Annotated in this window: 16 protein-coding genes and 1 pseudogene; 9 read left to right on the top strand and 8 right to left on the bottom strand. The window is 41.9% G+C overall.

What is annotated here, in order from left to right; translation table 11 throughout:
- Nucleotides 1-51: 51 nt before the first annotated feature.
- From ACJAZP_RS06225 to ACJAZP_RS06215, 3 genes are all read right to left on the bottom strand, one after another.
- On the bottom strand, nucleotides 52-753 hold the full coding sequence (locus ACJAZP_RS06225) for a YbhB/YbcL family Raf kinase inhibitor-like protein (protein WP_415229874.1): 702 nt from the start codon (nucleotides 751-753) through the stop codon (nucleotides 52-54).
- 218 nt (nucleotides 754-971) lie between these two features.
- Nucleotides 972-2,447 carry an ATP-binding protein gene (locus ACJAZP_RS06220; RefSeq protein WP_415229873.1) on the bottom strand — a complete coding sequence of 492 codons (1,476 nt, stop codon included), beginning with the start codon at nucleotides 2,445-2,447 and terminating at the stop codon, nucleotides 972-974.
- Nucleotides 2,448-2,456: 9 nt separating this feature from the next.
- Entirely contained in the window at nucleotides 2,457-3,140 is a 684-nt protein-coding gene (locus ACJAZP_RS06215; RefSeq protein WP_415229872.1) for a response regulator transcription factor, read from the bottom strand.
- A 286-nt stretch (nucleotides 3,141-3,426) separates the two neighbouring features.
- On the opposite strand from ACJAZP_RS06215, the gene ACJAZP_RS06210 reads away from it, so the two are divergent.
- The 5 genes from ACJAZP_RS06210 to ACJAZP_RS06190 are packed head-to-tail and all read left to right on the top strand — an operon-like array spanning nucleotide 3,427 to nucleotide 8,919.
- Entirely contained in the window at nucleotides 3,427-4,092 is a 666-nt protein-coding gene (locus tag ACJAZP_RS06210) for a CerR family C-terminal domain-containing protein (RefSeq protein ID WP_415229871.1), read from the top strand.
- Nucleotides 4,093-5,088, top strand: coding sequence for an HlyD family efflux transporter periplasmic adaptor subunit (locus ACJAZP_RS06205; protein WP_415229870.1), 996 nt, complete (start codon nucleotides 4,093-4,095; stop codon nucleotides 5,086-5,088). It begins immediately after the preceding gene.
- Nucleotides 5,078-6,658: an ATP-binding cassette domain-containing protein gene (locus ACJAZP_RS06200; protein ID WP_415229869.1), complete on the top strand. Its 1,581-nt coding sequence runs from the start codon at nucleotides 5,078-5,080 to the stop codon at nucleotides 6,656-6,658. Before ACJAZP_RS06205 ends, ACJAZP_RS06200 begins: the two co-directional genes overlap by 11 nt.
- Nucleotides 6,655-7,770 carry an ABC transporter permease gene (locus ACJAZP_RS06195; RefSeq protein ID WP_415229868.1) on the top strand — a complete coding sequence of 372 codons (1,116 nt, stop codon included), beginning with the start codon at nucleotides 6,655-6,657 and terminating at the stop codon, nucleotides 7,768-7,770. Before ACJAZP_RS06200 ends, ACJAZP_RS06195 begins: the two co-directional genes overlap by 4 nt.
- A gap of 48 nt (nucleotides 7,771-7,818) precedes the next feature.
- On the top strand, nucleotides 7,819-8,919 hold the full coding sequence (locus ACJAZP_RS06190) for an ABC transporter permease (protein WP_415229867.1): 1,101 nt from the start codon (nucleotides 7,819-7,821) through the stop codon (nucleotides 8,917-8,919).
- Nucleotides 8,920-9,001: 82 nt separating this feature from the next.
- Here ACJAZP_RS06190 and ACJAZP_RS06185 read toward each other — a convergent pair whose 3' ends face one another.
- Nucleotides 9,002-9,178: a hypothetical protein gene (locus tag ACJAZP_RS06185; RefSeq protein WP_415229866.1), complete on the bottom strand. Its 177-nt coding sequence runs from the start codon at nucleotides 9,176-9,178 to the stop codon at nucleotides 9,002-9,004.
- Between the two features lie 512 nt (nucleotides 9,179-9,690).
- Here ACJAZP_RS06185 and ACJAZP_RS06180 point away from each other — a divergent pair.
- Nucleotides 9,691-10,356, top strand: a complete 666-nt coding sequence (locus ACJAZP_RS06180; protein ID WP_415229865.1) for a cytochrome b/b6 domain-containing protein — start codon at nucleotides 9,691-9,693, stop codon at nucleotides 10,354-10,356.
- Nucleotides 10,357-10,430: 74 nt separating this feature from the next.
- Here ACJAZP_RS06180 and ACJAZP_RS06175 read toward each other — a convergent pair whose 3' ends face one another.
- Nucleotides 10,431-10,880: a c-type cytochrome gene (locus ACJAZP_RS06175; protein ID WP_415229864.1), complete on the bottom strand. Its 450-nt coding sequence runs from the start codon at nucleotides 10,878-10,880 to the stop codon at nucleotides 10,431-10,433.
- Between the two features lie 439 nt (nucleotides 10,881-11,319).
- Between ACJAZP_RS06175 and ACJAZP_RS06170 the strand changes: the two genes are divergently transcribed.
- Nucleotides 11,320-11,478 carry a DUF542 domain-containing protein gene (locus tag ACJAZP_RS06170; protein ID WP_415229956.1) on the top strand — a complete coding sequence of 53 codons (159 nt, stop codon included), beginning with the start codon at nucleotides 11,320-11,322 and terminating at the stop codon, nucleotides 11,476-11,478.
- Between the two features lie 304 nt (nucleotides 11,479-11,782).
- Entirely contained in the window at nucleotides 11,783-12,169 is a 387-nt protein-coding gene (locus ACJAZP_RS06165; RefSeq protein ID WP_415229863.1) for a DUF488 domain-containing protein, read from the top strand.
- 204 nt (nucleotides 12,170-12,373) lie between these two features.
- Here the strand turns inward: ACJAZP_RS06165 and ACJAZP_RS06160 are convergent, their stop codons facing one another.
- The gene (locus tag ACJAZP_RS06160) at nucleotides 12,374-13,108 is read right to left on the bottom strand and encodes a sulfite exporter TauE/SafE family protein (RefSeq protein ID WP_415229862.1); all 735 of its coding nucleotides are present in this window, start codon (nucleotides 13,106-13,108) and stop codon (nucleotides 12,374-12,376) included.
- Nucleotides 13,109-13,427: 319 nt separating this feature from the next.
- Here ACJAZP_RS06160 and ACJAZP_RS06155 point away from each other — a divergent pair.
- Nucleotides 13,428-13,584 (top strand): annotated as a pseudogene (locus tag ACJAZP_RS06155) (transposase); the annotation flags it as partial.
- Between the two features lie 345 nt (nucleotides 13,585-13,929).
- Here ACJAZP_RS06155 and ACJAZP_RS06150 read toward each other — a convergent pair.
- Together ACJAZP_RS06150 and ACJAZP_RS06145 are read right to left on the bottom strand one after the other, a co-directional pair.
- Entirely contained in the window at nucleotides 13,930-14,124 is a 195-nt protein-coding gene (locus ACJAZP_RS06150) for a hypothetical protein (RefSeq protein ID WP_415229861.1), read from the bottom strand.
- A gap of 305 nt (nucleotides 14,125-14,429) precedes the next feature.
- Nucleotides 14,430-15,527, bottom strand: coding sequence for an alkene reductase (locus ACJAZP_RS06145; RefSeq protein ID WP_415229860.1), 1,098 nt, complete (start codon nucleotides 15,525-15,527; stop codon nucleotides 14,430-14,432).
- Between the last annotated feature and the right edge of the window lie 139 nt (nucleotides 15,528-15,666).

Below are 15,666 nucleotides of genomic sequence, written 5' to 3'. Positions count from 1 at the left end.
TAATAGAAAGGAAGCTGAACTCGCTGCCGGTGTTAAATCTTGTGTGCCAGTTTATTGACATGTTACTGCCGGAATATTATTAGCGGCGTGCTTCAAAGGTGGCGGGTTTTTACCCTTTTCCGGATTTTCCTGTGTTGCGCTTCGTTCGAATTCCACCGACAGGGAAGCGCTGTCCAGAACAAGATTCTGCATGCATTTGCGTAAAACAGCTTCGCTTACCTTTTTAGGATCGGACAAGGTTAAAACGTCGGATAACGCATAGAGATGAATAGTGTAGCGTTTCAAACCGGGACCTTTTGAACAAGGCGGCGCATAGGCATTTTCATTATTGACAATGTTGCTGCCAAGTATGCCCAATGACTGACCGGCATCCAGCTTGCTTGCACTCACGGGCACATTATATAGAGTCCAATACCAACGCAGCTCAGTGGATTGAGACTGAGGGTCTCGGTGCGCAGCAGTCGCTTTATTGCTGTCAGCTTGGGTTTGTGTTTGCTCTTGCGCTTGCTTTTGCGGACCTGGGCCCGGATGAGGTTGGTGATCCATAATAAAAACCAATGATTTTGCGGCTGCAGGGACACCACTCCAGCTTAATGGCGGAGAAATAGCCTTCCCCTCACAGGTGTAAAGAACAGGCAAAGTTCCGCCCTCTTCCATCACCGGACTTGTTAGTTTAAGCGCATCTTTTGCGGATACATTCGCGCAACAAAGTACAGCCAAAACAATGGCGGGGACAACAACTTTAATTTTCATTTACCTATTATCCTTAACTCATATGAATTAGCTTTAGTATATAGAGTGGAATAGGCGCATAAATTACATTATTGTCATTTAACTCATGAGCAAGCAATACCTAGTCTTGCTTTTGCCCGCCTGAAGGCGGGATTCCAATTTAGTCTGCCACTTAACAGCGGGGTTTTGGTGGGTATTTTCGACACTCAGTTTTTTTTATGTATTTCGGAACTGAGCCTTCAGGCTCGGCGCTTTCCAGCTTCTAGCTTGCTGACGGGGAGGCTAAGCTTTAGTGTCACCACATTTTCTGCTGTTGGTTCAAGAAGTAAATCACCTCCATGGGCTCGCGCTATCTCTCGAGCGAGGCTCAGACCTAAACCGCTACCGGAAATGCCCTGATAATGGGCGGGCTCGCCACGATAAAAACGATCAAAAAGATGCTCACGGCAGTGGCTTGAAATGGGCCGGCAATGATTGCTGATAAACACTTCGATCACTGTACCATTGAGGCTGGCGTTAATGGTTATACCCTGCTCAGGCTGGCAATAACGCATCGCGTTACTGAGCAGATTATTAAACAACTGCCGCAATAAGAGAGTATCGCCCTTGAGGTTCAAATCACGTTTGATATTACAATGCAGTATTTGTTGCTCGGAGAGTAACTCAAGATCATCAATCATCTCGTCTAACAGGTCGGTTATACTTATCTTCGTAGGATGAATAGCCAATGATCCGGAATCTGCTTGTGATAATAATAACAACTTACGCGTAATTGCCGACAGGTTGCCGACCTCATCCAGTATGCTGTTAAGATCGACTAGGCGGGGATTCTCTTGATTTACCGCCAGCTCAAGTCTGCCCTGCAAAATGGTCAGCGGCGTTTTAAGTTCATGCGCAGCATCTGCGGTAAACCGGGATGTCTGCTGAAAACTGTATTCCAAGCGGTCAAGCATAGTATTATAAACATCAATCAGTACTTTAAATTCATTATCTTCTTTATGTTCCGGCAGGCGATGAGCGAACTCTTTTGAGGTGACCATCTGCATGGCATTATGGAGACGATTTAAAGGCCTTATGGTAATACTGGCAATAAACCAGGCACCGAGCGCACTGAGCAATATCGCAACCGGAATAACCACAATAAGCGCGGTGTGCACAGCACTTTGCAGATCACTATTAGTTGCAGCAATATCAACGGCCACAAAGCTGCGAGCGTAGGGCAATGTATAAAGACCCGCCCGCCATTCACCTTGTTGATTCGTAAACGACACTAACTGACAAACTTCTTGTTTTCGATTGTGCAGCGCGCTTTCTTGATTAGCAGCGATCATAAGCGAGACGTCAGGCAGGACAGTCTTTGCCGCTGGCCAGTCCAGGTCATTGATAAAACGCTGGTTTACCTCTGTATCAGACTGAAATTTGATGCCCTGTTGTGACGATTCAACCAATACCATCAATTGTTGTAAAGAGTGAATACGCAGTTTTTCGGCCAAATCATTAGTCAGATTTTGTCCTGCGGGCGTATTGCTCAACAGCACAGGTTGATCTGCTAAATGTTTTTCCGGCACTAGACGTTTGGCTTCCATGCACAGTCGAGTATCAAGATGATCAAGCTCGACCTGCATAATACGCGACCAACTGATTGCCATAACAACAATTAATACGGTGCTGACGGTCAGAATAGAGATAGCAAAAATTCGCGTGCGAAAAGACATTCTAATACCTCAACGGGGATTCAAACGGTAACCTGTACCACGCACCGACTCAATGGCGCCCGCCATTTTTCCAACTTTATCTAAAGAATTGATCTTACGACGAATTCTCTTAATACAGACATCAACCACATTGGTGCAGGGATCAAAATCATAGCCCCAAACGTGTTCTAAAATCTGCCCGCGTGTAAACACCAGATTTGGCGAGCGCATCAGATATTCCAGCAAACTGAATTCTCGCGTGGTCAGCTCGACATACTGCCCGTGACAACTGATTTGCCGGCTAAGGCAGTCCAGTTGTAATGACCCTAACTGCACTATGTGTTGCAGGGCCCCTTCTTTACGACGTAACTGCGCATGAATTCGAGCAATCAACTCCTCCACATAAAAAGGTTTCGCCAGATAGTCATCAGCCCCCATGTATAATCCTTTAATACGATCGCCCAGCTCATTACGGGCAGTCAGCAGAATAATCGGCGTCTCTATTCCGTCATTACGCAGAGACTGGAGAATATCAAGGCCATCACGACCGGGCAGCATGATGTCGAGTATAATGATGTCATGCTGATCTTGACTTGCGATTTCAAAACCACGGTCACCATCGGCACAATGGCTGACCACAAAACCGCGATCATTCAGACCTTCACAGACAAAGTCTGCAATTTTCTGCTCATCTTCTATTAACAACACCTTCATACGGTTTAACCCTCGACAATTTTCTCAATTATGTCACTGCACACTGAAATAGCGTAATAATAATGACCACTTTGTGCTTATTGCGAATTATTAATATTTTCTGATTTGGACAGATGCCGCCTTAATAAAACAAGTGTACTCGTTTATCGATTTCAATGCCTTGCAGAAACGAAGCGGTAACCCGAAACGCACCTTTTTATATTTGCATATTATTCTACTGCGCTTGCAATCAATCAATTGATTGACTAATATAATTCAATCAATTGATTGGTTTTTGAGAGTAATAATGAATTTACAGAAAATGGATATTAAACAAAGGTTATTGATAGCGGGGTTGGCGTTATTTGCAGAGCGCGGATTTAATGGCGTCAGTATCAGAGAATTAGCCGCTGAAGCAAATGCCAACTCGTCGATGATAACCTACCATTTTGGCGGTAAAAAAGGACTTTATTTAGCGGTATATCAATATATTGCGGATCTTTTAAATGAAAAAGTAACGCGCGTTTTTATTGAACATAAAACCTTAATAGAAAGCATAGATGCTCAGCAAAAACGGCCCAGAAACAACACAATATTACAGATATTAAAAGTCATTTCAGATCGTTACATGACCCTCATGTTAGGACCCAATTCAGTTTCTATTGCTAAATTATTACTCGCCGAACAAGACCATAAATCGGCAGCTTTTATGATTTTATATAACGGTTATATTAATCCTGTCTTAGTGCATATTGCTAACTTGCTGGGTAAATTACTCGATGAGAATCCGCAAAGTATTAAAGTAAAAACACTAACCATTAACTTTATCGCGCAGCATGTGGTGTGGCGAATTATGCACAATATTGGCGAATGTTTTGTTTTAGAAAAACCAGACGATATGTTGGCAAATTATAAAGAAGAGATTCAATTTCATATTTTTGCGCAATTAAAAGCAGAAATTAAGGCGGATTAGATGAACAAAAAAATTATTATCTTAATCGTAATTATCAGTGCCGTAAGTGGTTATGTTTATTATGGAAATCAGCAACAAGCACAACAGATGGAAGATCCCGTCTTGTATGGAAATGTGGACATTCGCAGTGTTAATTTAGCCTTTCGTCAGGCGGGACGTATGGAGAATATGTGGGTGGATGAGGGTGACACAGTGCTTAAGGGTGAATTATTAGCACAGTTAGATGACGCCGATTTTAATAATGCCTTAGCGATTACCAAAGCCAATTTAAATCTGGCCAATGCACAACTCGCTCAGGTTTTATCCGGCGCGCGTGCCCAGGATATAGAAGCGGCTCATCAGAATATCATTAAATTACAATCCAAGTTGGTGCTTGCAAAAAGCACCCTGCAACGCCAGCAGAGTCTACGAAAAACCGGCGCTGCCAGTCAAGGTGCCTTGGATAATGCAAAAGCCGCCTTTACCGAGGCAACAGCTGAGCTCGCTGCTGCAAAACAGACATATTCGTTATTAAAAGAAGGTCCGGATAAAGAGGATATTGCCATTGCCTATGCACAAATTGATATTGCTAAAGCACAACTTGCCTCGGCGCAAACCACCCTCGATGAAACAAAATTATATGCTCCAGATAATGCCATCGTACAGACGCGTATTTTAGAGCCGGGTTCCATCGTGAGCATGAATGTACCGGTGTTATCACTTTCAGTGCGCACCCCTGTTTATGTGCGTGCCTATGCTGACGAGCCCCTATTGGGCAAAATTTCACTCGGCCAGAAAATGGAAATCTATAGCGACAGCAGAGAAGCGCCTTATCAAGGTCATATTGGTTTTATTTCAGGCACAGCAGAATTTACACCTAAAACAGTCGAAACGGCGTCATTACGCACGGATCTTGTGTATCGCTTACGGATACTGGTGGATGGTGATGACATAGGATTAAATCAGGGTCAGCCGGTGACCCTTAAACTGCATAAAATGAACTCTAATGATGAGTAAATCTATCGCCGCTGATATTCAATCCGTCAGCAAACACTTTGGGAAAGTGCTTGCTGTTGATGGCATTAATGCGCAAATTGAAGCGGGCAAACTCACCGGATTAGTCGGCCCCGATGGTGCGGGTAAAACAACGCTAATGCGTATGCTGGCCAACCTGATGCAGCCAACCTCCGGCGGGATCAGTATAAAATCATCCAATCACCAGAATGATATTTGTGAGCTAGTGGGTTATATGCCGCAACGTTTTGGTCTCTATGAAGATTTAACCGTAATGGAAAATATGCAACTTTATGCACAGTTGCGCGGCATAGACAGTGATCATCAACAGGCCTTATTTACTGAATTATTAACCTTTACCAAATTAGGACCTTTTGTAAAACGCTTAGCGGGAAAACTGTCCGGTGGTATGAAGCAGAAATTAGGGCTGGCCTGCGCACTCATGGCAAGACCAAAACTGCTGCTTTTAGATGAACCCGGTGTCGGGGTTGATCCCGTCAGTCGTCAGGATTTGTGGGCAATGGTACAGGCATTAACCGATGATGGCATGGCAGTTGTATGGGCAACGGCCTACATGGACGAAGCTCAGAAGTGTGAGACTGTGTTGCTGATGGACAAAGGTAAGTTCTTATATCAAGGCACACCGCAAGCGTTAATGGCTCGCTATAAAACACCTTTGTTTGAGAATGCCTTTATTGAACTGCTGGGTGGTTTTTCAATGACTCATTCTGAAATAGCAAACAGAATGCCAGAAATAACCTTACCCCACCTGCCAGTTGAAGATCAAAGTAACGGCGATCCAAGACCGACTATGGTTGAATGCACCCATTTAACCAAAAAATTTGGTGATTTTAGCGCCACCGACAATGTCAGTTTTAGCGTAAAACAGGGTGAAATTTTTGGTCTTTTAGGCCCTAATGGCGCAGGAAAATCAACCACCTTTAAAATGCTCTGCGGTTTACTTTCGGTGACCGAAGGAAGCGCCAGAGTAGTCGGTTTAGAATTAGCCCATGCGGGTAAGCAAGCTAAATTACATCTTGGTTATATGGCGCAGAAATTTTCTTTATACAACTTACTTTCAGTAAAACAAAACCTCAATTTTTCTTCTGGTGTGTATGGCTTAAAGGGCAAGGAAAGAAAAGATCGGATTAATGAGATGATCGAGACATTTCATCTGCAACCTTTTTTAGAGAGTTCTCCTGAATCGTTATCATTGGGTTATAAACAACGATTGGCGCTGGCCTGCGCGTTAATGCATCGACCCGCTGTGCTTTTTTTAGATGAGCCAACATCGGGCGTTGATCCCTTAACCCGACGCGAATTTTGGATGCATATTAAAGCCTTCGCCGCTAAGGGCATGACCATTATGGTGACCACCCACTTTATGGACGAAGCCGAATATTGCGATCGTATTGCGCTTATGTATCGCTCGCAACTTATCGCCCTGGATACGCCCGAAAAATTAAAACAAAGCGTGGCTGAAAAAGGCCAGACTATCGACATGGAAGAAGCCTTTATTACCTTAATTAAACGCAATGAAGCCCATCGTAAAAACCCGGAGGTGGCTCAATGAGCAAAGCAATAAATGCAATGCGCTTAAAAGCATTAATTTATAAAGAAGCGCTACAGATCATGCGCGATCCCTCGGCCATTATTATTGCTTTTGTTTTGCCGGTGGTATTATTATTTTTATTTGCAACCGCGGTCTCTTTAGATATTAAGCAAGTCCCCATTGGGGTTGTGCAGTTATCAAATAGCCAGGAAGCTAATACGCTGTACAGTGCTTTTAAGGGCAGTCGTTATTTTAAGGTTTATAGCGTGCGAAATCGCGCTCAGGTTGAGACGCTGCTAATTGATGAAAAAATCGATGGTTTTGTGGTCATCCCGCTTGATTTAAAATCACGTTTGGTAAAACAGCAATACAACGGACTTGTCCAGGTGGTAACCGATGGCGCACAACCTAATACCGCGAATTTTGTGACCAACTATACCAAAGGTGTCCTGCAAAGCTGGCTCTCGAATCAGGGTGTAGAAGCGATGCAAATCCCCATAAAAAGCCGTGTTTGGTATAACCCCGAAATTGAAAGTAAGAAATTTCTGGTACCCGGCGCCATTGGTATTGTCATGACGATGATAGGCACAATGCTGACCGCTTTAGTTATTGCGCGAGAGTGGGAACGCGGCACCATGGAAGCTCTGCTTTCAACTCCAACCAGTATTAGTGAGATTTTATTAGGGAAACTGATCCCCTATTTTATATTAGGAATGACCGCAACCTTGATGTCGGCCATATTAGCACAATGGGTTTTTCAGGTACCCTTTCGAGGGTCCTGGTTTGCGTTATTTTGTATATCAGCGGCCTTTATGATCCCCGCTTTAGCGCAAGGTTTACTCATTTCTACCTTGGCAAAAAATCAGTTTATTGCCTCTATGACAGCACTCTTATCTGCCTTTTTACCGGCCTTTCTATTATCCGGATTTTTATTTGAAATAGACTCCATGCCTGTTCTGATTCAATGGCTTACCAAAATTCTGGCGGTGAAATATTTTATTACCAGTATTCAGGCAGTGTTTTTAACGGGTGATGTGTGGGAGCTATTTTTACCGGACATAGGCGCAATGCTACTGATAGGAATTGTTCTATTTGCGATAGCCTTTAAAAAAACCCATAAAAGTTTAGAGTAGCTTGTTTTAAAATGCAGCTTTCACCGCGAATTTAAAAAGAGAAAAACTATGTTTAGTATACTTTTCGCACAAATCATTAAAGAGTTTTTAAGTATTCTTAGGGATTCCAAAACCCGTATTATTTTAATAGGCCCCCCGCTGGCGCAACTGTTTATCTTCTCCTATGCCATTACCTTAGAAGTTAATAATGCCACCATCGCGGTCTTTAATCAGGATACCGGCGCTTACTCGCAGCCCTATATTAGTAAATTATCTCACTCTTATATGGTCAAAAAAATTATTCCTATTTACAGTCAGCAGGCGTTAAAAGAAACATTAGATCAAAGAAAAGCAATATTAAGTGTCACTATTCCTGAGAATTTTTCAGTGCAATTAGCACAAAAGAAATTACCGACATTGCAGGTTATCTCCGATGGAAGACGGGCCAATGCAGCGCAAATTGCGATGGGTTATATTCAACAGATTAGTAATCAATTTATAGCGGAAAAAATCACCTTATCAGCCACTATTTCACCGGTAATAGAAAGGCACTGGTTTAACCCTAATCTTTCTTATAAATGGTATGTAGTGCCAAGTTTATCGGGGGTTTTGGCAATGATTATTTCTTTGCTGTTAACCGGCTTAAGTATTGCGAGGGAAAGAGAATTAGGGACTTTTGATCAATTACTTGTTTCGCCAACCAGCAGTGGTGAAATTATTTTTGCAAAAATATTGCCGCCGATTGTCATAGGCATGGTCTTGGGAAATTTAATGATAACCGCAGGTGTGGTGATTTTTTCGGTGCCTTTTGTCGGCTCGCTGTTTTTATTAGAGCTAGTATTATTTGTTTTTATGTTGTCTATATCAGCCGTCGGTTTATGTTTTTCTGCGATATCAAATACCCAGCAACAGGCCATTTTAGGCTGTTTTGCGCTTGCCGTACCGCTTATTTTATTATCCGGATTTGCAACACCGGTTGCCAATATGCCGGCCATTTTACAGCATGTGGCAAATTGGGTGCCGTTAACCCATTACCTTGTTATTGTGCAAGGCACTTTTTTAAAAGCGCTACCAACCAACGTCATTATCGAGCATTTAATCCCGATGATCATTGTCGCCATTGTGAGTTTAACCGCAGCAACTTATCTGGTAAGAAGCAAACTGCAATAAGTTTTGGCGGTCTATAGATAATGAGAAACCGAAAGCCGGTTAAGGATATTTTTAACCAGCAAGGATGATCACCTTTATAGTTTTAACAGTTGCCTTTTTTAGCCTGGCCTGGAGGGCAATGCTTGCTACTGTTATTTGAATTGTCATCCACGGTGATTTTAGGGCCAGATACATGTACAGAAGGACCGGTTAGCTGACAGCCCGTAAGTGAAATTAATAATACTAGAGGTAATGCTTTAATTATTGTCATTGTTGTCATTGTTGTTCCTATTTAAATATGCAGTTTTTTGCGTAATCAGTTGCTTCATTCATCTTTGGGTTTGATAGCGACTGAGATTTAACTTGAATGTCACAATCACCACCAACAAAACGCCTTTATATCGAATCCAAAATTAAAAAAGCAAACTTTTTAAGTTTGCTTTTTTATGATCACAGAGCCTTTATCAAGACAGCTTTTATAAAGACACCCATGTTAATTATTTAACGAACATGATAACACCTGTTTATCAAGACACACTATTTAATTAAAATTTGCTAATTTGTGACTATGACCATCCATGGAGATTTCCCACTTTTACTTTTTGAAATGATGAACGGGTATTTGAGAAAAGTAGCCAACCAGAGTGAGTGAATTTAATTGAGCACATCACGCTGGTCATAAAGTGAAATATAATCATGATATTGTATTTTATTGTATAAACTTAGTTGTTTTAATTATGGCTTATGAGCTTATAATTTATTAATAAAGTAATCATATTAAGCGGGTTAATAATGAGTATAAAAAAACAAAAAATTAAGGTCTGGGATTTTCCGACACGATTTTTCCATTGGGCAATGGTTTGTTTATTGGGTGGACTATGGTGGACAGCTGACATTGGTGAAATGCAATGGCATCAGGTCTGCGCTTACGTGTTAATGACCCTGATAGCTTTCAGACTGGTTTGGGGGATAGTGGGAAGTGAAACATCCCAATTTAAAAATTTTATTGTATTGCCCAAGCAAGTCATAAACTATGCATTTAAGAAACAAAAGCCCCATTCAATAGGCCATAACCCCCTTGGTGGATATATGGTGATCGTATTGCTTGGTTTGCTTGTAACTCAGCTTGTCAGTGGACTGTTTGCCACTGATGGTATTTTTACAGAAGGCCCGCTTTCTTCTCTGGTTTCTTCCGATACAGCAGACTGGCTGACATGGTTACATAAAACCAATTTCAATATCATTCAGGCGATGGTGGTTGTTCATGTTCTTGCGGTATTAGTGCACATGGTTAAAGGTGAGAATTTACTTAAGGCAATGTTCAGTGGCTATAAATATGTTAGCTCAGGTATTACCGCACCTAAGCTGCGCTCACCATTGCTGGCGTTGGCGATTATATTGGTTATTTTTACGTTTGTATGGATAGCCTTATTGGAACCCGTTGTAAGCTTTTTATAATCCAGTACTTTTTGTAACCATAATAAAAAGCCCATTAAAATGGGCTTTTTATAGTCTATGACTTAAATCGACTGTTAGTCCTTTTTATAGTCGTCATGACAAGCTTTACAGCTTTTACCGGTGTCCATAAAAGCTTGTTTGAGGTTGTTTTTGTCGTCTGATTTAGCGGCAATAGCTAATACAGCGGCATAATCTTGAAATGCCTTCGCTTTGCTATCAAAGTCAGCCCTTTCTTGCCATATTTTAGCTAGTGCTTCCGTATCGCCCTTATCAGATCCTTCAATAAAGCCTTCGTATGGTATTTTAGACAGTGCAGCAACATTATCTGCACGACTACTAAATACCGCGGCATCAAAAGGTTTTTCACCTTTTAACATTGCCCCCATATCACCAAAGTTATAAGCAATTAAGTGGAAAGCGGCTTGACGGTATTCAATAGCATCTGCAGGCTTTTTGAAATTGTTTGCCGATACAGCGGGAATAATCATCACAGCTGCCACAACTGCTAGTAATATTTTTTTCATAGTAGTCCTTCACCTTTTATTTGAGGATGGTACAGCGCTGATACCCACTATAGCTTTAAACTATAAAGGGGTTGAACTTATTCTACACAATTTTAGCATTGTTCTTGGATATGTTTCATCAAAGGTGTGACCTATAAGTGAAATAAAAGTCATTTACCATCAGCCTTGGATTCAAATAGTAAGCATATTATAAAGGCACCCATTGTAATTATTGTTATGTGTTCTTTACCGCTAAAGGTATCGTTAGTATAACGTTTAAAATTAAATTGCGTTTTTATTGACAGTTAAAATTAATTCTTTATGAAACTTAACCCCATTTATGACCAAGGTGGAATGGCGACCAGTTAGGTGGCGTATCACGATCGATGAGATTAGAATGTGATCTACAAGAAAGGAGATTCCATGAACCAGTCACCCATAGAAAAAAAGCCCATTTGAAATCAGTCCGGAGCAAACCGTCCGCGAGCTGGTGGTGAACTATCCCGCGTTGCGTCCACAGCTGGAAAAGCTGGGGATCGATTATTGCTGCGGTGGCGTCCGTTCAGTGAAGCGGTGCAATCTGCCGGTCTGGAATGAAGCGCGGCAGAAAACGCTCTGAAGCTGGCCTGGACCTTCGGTAGATTGGAATGCGGCATCGCTGTCCGGTCAGGCCGATCATATTATCGAAAAGCACCATGCATTCAGCAAGGAGCAATTGCTTCGTCTCGATGAGCTGTTACAGAAAATTCAGCACGCTCATAGCGAATAGCACGGCGAGTTGTTAAGCGAATTACGGCAGGTGTTTGACGGACTTCAGGCCTTAGAAGCCGATTTCCACGAGCACATCTATCTGGAAAACAACATTCTGTTCCCGAAAGGCATCGCGCAGAAAACCCACATAAACCGATAAAGAGAAAACCCCAATGAAAATTCAAATCAAGCGTATCTACGATCAGGTCCAAGTGTCGGACGGGTGGCGCGTCCTTGCGGATCGTCTCTGGCCACGCGGAGTAGCCAAGGTGGTTGCAGAGGTCGATGAATGGGCGAAAGAAATCACACCCAGCACGGAATTGCGCAAGTGGTTTAGTCACGATCCCGGCAAGTGGAACGAATTTCAAAAAGAGTATAGGGCGGAACTCAAAGAGAAAAACGATGATCTCGCGCAACTGATTGACCGTTGCCCTAAAGAAACGCTGACGCTTCTTTTTGCAGCCAAAGACGAAACGCACAGCCATGCAGTGATTCTCAAGAAGGTGCTGGATGAAATGCTGCTGGATGAAATGCTGCTGGATGAAATGCTTAATAAGTGATGTAAATTTCAACGGGTTAAGGATACAAAGAAAAAATGAGGGTCAGGTCAGAATAGCACTGCATTAAGCCACATCGCGTGGTAATGCCATAAAAGCTATCTACTTAGAAGAGTGCCATTCATGCCTACCTCTATAACCCCGCAATGGGACTATCATCAAACCCTATCAATCAGAGGGTTACAAAATAAAAGACCCCATAGCCCTTTAGATACCTGAATAAATCATCTTAAATCCAATAACTAACAGCATGGTATGGACTATACGGCGAAAATTAATATTGTATTTAAACAATAAATGATAGCCCCACATTCCGAGAACAGTGCCTAAAAGCAATGCTGGAATAGCTTTTATACCATAGCTAAAAACATCTTCAGTTAATAACCCCTTGTGCCAAAAAACAAAAGCAGTAGGGAAAAGTTGTGCTAAAAACAAACACGATAACGTCCCTTTAATCTTATGTGCAGGCCAAGGCAGCATAGAAGTATAAGCAATCACCGGCGGCCCCGATGCGCCTACGCTAGCGCCGCAAACACCAGATAAAAAGCCGGCTAACAAGCTACTTGGCAGATTCTCTTTACTAAATAAAGTTGATTTTGAACTTAAACAATAGATGCTTGATACAACTAGAATACACCCTAAGATCAATAGCAGTGTTGTCTCGGGAAGATAAGTCAATAAACTTGCCCCAAAATAACACCCGGGCAGTGAACCAATAAAAAGAATACCAGCAGTAGACCAATCTATATATTCACGTAATTGCCATATAATAGGCAATGCGAATGGCGCACTGAAGATAGCAATTAAAGGAACCGCAACCTTAACGCCAATAATTAAAGATATAAAAGGAATGGTTACTAAAGCAATACCAAAACCTGTTAACCCCTTGATAAAACCACCAAAGGTAATAATAAAAAAAAATAAAAGTAATGTGAAATCCACGATTAATTAAACATCCTGTTAGCGTGATAAGTTTGAGCACATTTTAAGCAAAAGGCAGGATAAAAGTACCTTATCTGTCTTAAAATCATCTGTAAAAAAACATCATACTCTTACAAACTGAAAACTAACATTGCACAATAATAGATTGACTAAAAATGCAGGACTTGACCTTATTACTTTGGATTGGCGGTATTTTTTCATCTTTCTGACAAACGGAGACAAGACTAAAACGTCCGATGGGTTACTGACGAGGTTTAATAGATTCACACATTCCAGTTAAGACATAATGAAGCTAACCGGAGAAATAGAATGACAACACGTGAAAAATATTCAAATAGATGCAATATCGCTCGTCAATGAGAATGGTTACAACAATGCTGAGGCCGCTAGAAACCGAGGTATTAGCCCAAGTTTACTGGATAAATGGATTAGAAAGCCGAAAAAGGCGACGCCTCGCTTTCAGAGACAATAGTAGCTGAACACCTGAACAATTGGAAATCCGTCAACTCCAAGAATAAAACAGGAAACTTAACATCCTAAAAAACCGCTTACATGCTTAACTTCCCCCTTCTAACTAGAAGCACTTTTTAACACCGCTCATCTATACTATTCATAGACTACTGAAAAATGATCCGTCGCCTTTTGGTGAGTAAATTCCGTCAAAAAACTTGCTCTAAGGGGAACTGCGGATCCCATGTTGGCGGTAGAAAAAATTCTGTTTAGCGATGTGATAATATTCGAGACTATTTTCAGTTGCCATTAACTGAGTGTGGAGATAATTATTAAAAATAAACCCAAGAGTAATAAATGCCTACCTGTTATTAATTCGCCCTCCAGATCTGCATTGACAGCGCTAAAATAAGGCTAACAGCACAGGCTGAAATCACCTGTTTGGCATTTAAACTGAGCATATTTTTGTAGCAAAAAGGGAATAAAATGAGGCTGGCAATCAGAAAACGCACGGCAATAAAAATCTCTTCACACACCTTCACACAACTGATTTGGATGCTATCCATCCAACAGTCGCAAGCAGTGTGACTATTAACAGATGAAACTCTGCGCACATAGTATTTTCTCTTTTAAAGTAATACCAAATCCATTAAATCCATGCGTTTCCCCGGCGCCTAAATAGATCATCCAATGAGTGGAATTGGTATTATTTTCTGAGGTTACGACAAATTTCAAAAATAGCTCACAAAACTTTGTTTTTATTATAGCTTTGGTAGCACTTTGAGTCTTTTCTAAATAAATTTAAAGTTTGTGATGCTAGGAGCCTCCGCGCAGGGTTGCTCCTAGGGAATCGATTTAAGCTGAGGTCTGCCTATTGGTTATATTCAGGGTAATCAGTAAGCCCCTTTTGTGCGCCACCGAAGAGAGTATCCGGATCGTGTGCCGCTAAGGGGTAACCTTGTTTAATACGATTTGCAAGATCCGGGTTAGAGACAAAAGATCTCCCGAAAGCAATCATATCGGCTAGGTCTTCAGTAAGAGCTTGTTGTGCTTTCTCGGCGTTATAACGACCGGCATAAATCAGAACACCTTGATAAACTTCACGTAGCGCTTGTTTAAATGCCAGCGGCGTATCCGGTGCATCATCCCAGTCAACTTCAGCGATATGAAGATAAACTATCTTGTGGGTATTAAGTAAAGCCGCGGCTGCCGTGTATGTTTCAACCGGCGTAGCATCAACCGTACCATTTAGCGAGGTAAAGGGCGCCAGACGGACAGCAACACGTGACGCGCCTATCGCATCAACCATAGCGCCGACAACTTCGTCTAAAAAGCGTAATCTGTTTTCAATAGAGCCGCCGTATTGATCGCTGCGATTGTTGGCTTCTGAATCAATAAACTGATTAATCAAATAACCATTTGCAGCATGCAATTCGATGCCGTCAAATCCGGCTTCAATCGCATTGAGTGCTGCCTGACGATACTCTCCTACCACCTGCTTGATATCTGCGATGGTCATTGCACGCGGCAGTGCAACGTCAACAAAGCCGGTCCCCTCGCTACCGTTATCGACGAACACTTTGACATTTTCAGCTTTTATTGCAGAAGAAGATATTGGCTGCTCTCCGCCCGTATTCTTCGAATGAGAAACACGTCCAACATGCCAAAGTTGTGCGAAAATTACGCCATCTTTATCGTGTACAGCAGCGGTGACTTTCTTCCAACCAGCAATTTGCTCCGACGTATAAATACCGGGTGTCCAGGCATACCCCTGACCGAGTGCTGATATCTGCGTACCTTCGGTTACTATAAGGCCTGCGGTTGCACGCTGTGCATAGTACTCGGCCATCATATCATGGGGGACATTACCCGGCTGACTGGCTCGAGCGCGCGTCATTGGCGCCATGACAATACGGTTTTTAAGTGGAATGCTGCCCAATTGTAACGGCTGAAATAATAAGTTTGTCATTATCTTTTCCTTATAAATTAGTTTGTTTGAATCAGCTAAATTAACTGTATTAAGAAGAGTCTTTATTCTTTGATGATGAGAAATATACGCCCTTCGAATGCACATTTGAAATTATCATAAATTATTAATATGATAATTT

Source organism: Psychromonas sp., from assembly GCF_047632955.1.
GTDB lineage: Bacteria > Pseudomonadota > Gammaproteobacteria > Enterobacterales > Psychromonadaceae > Psychromonas.
Note: the sequence above shows the minus strand (reverse complement) of the source record. Positions and strands in the feature narration are given on the sequence as shown.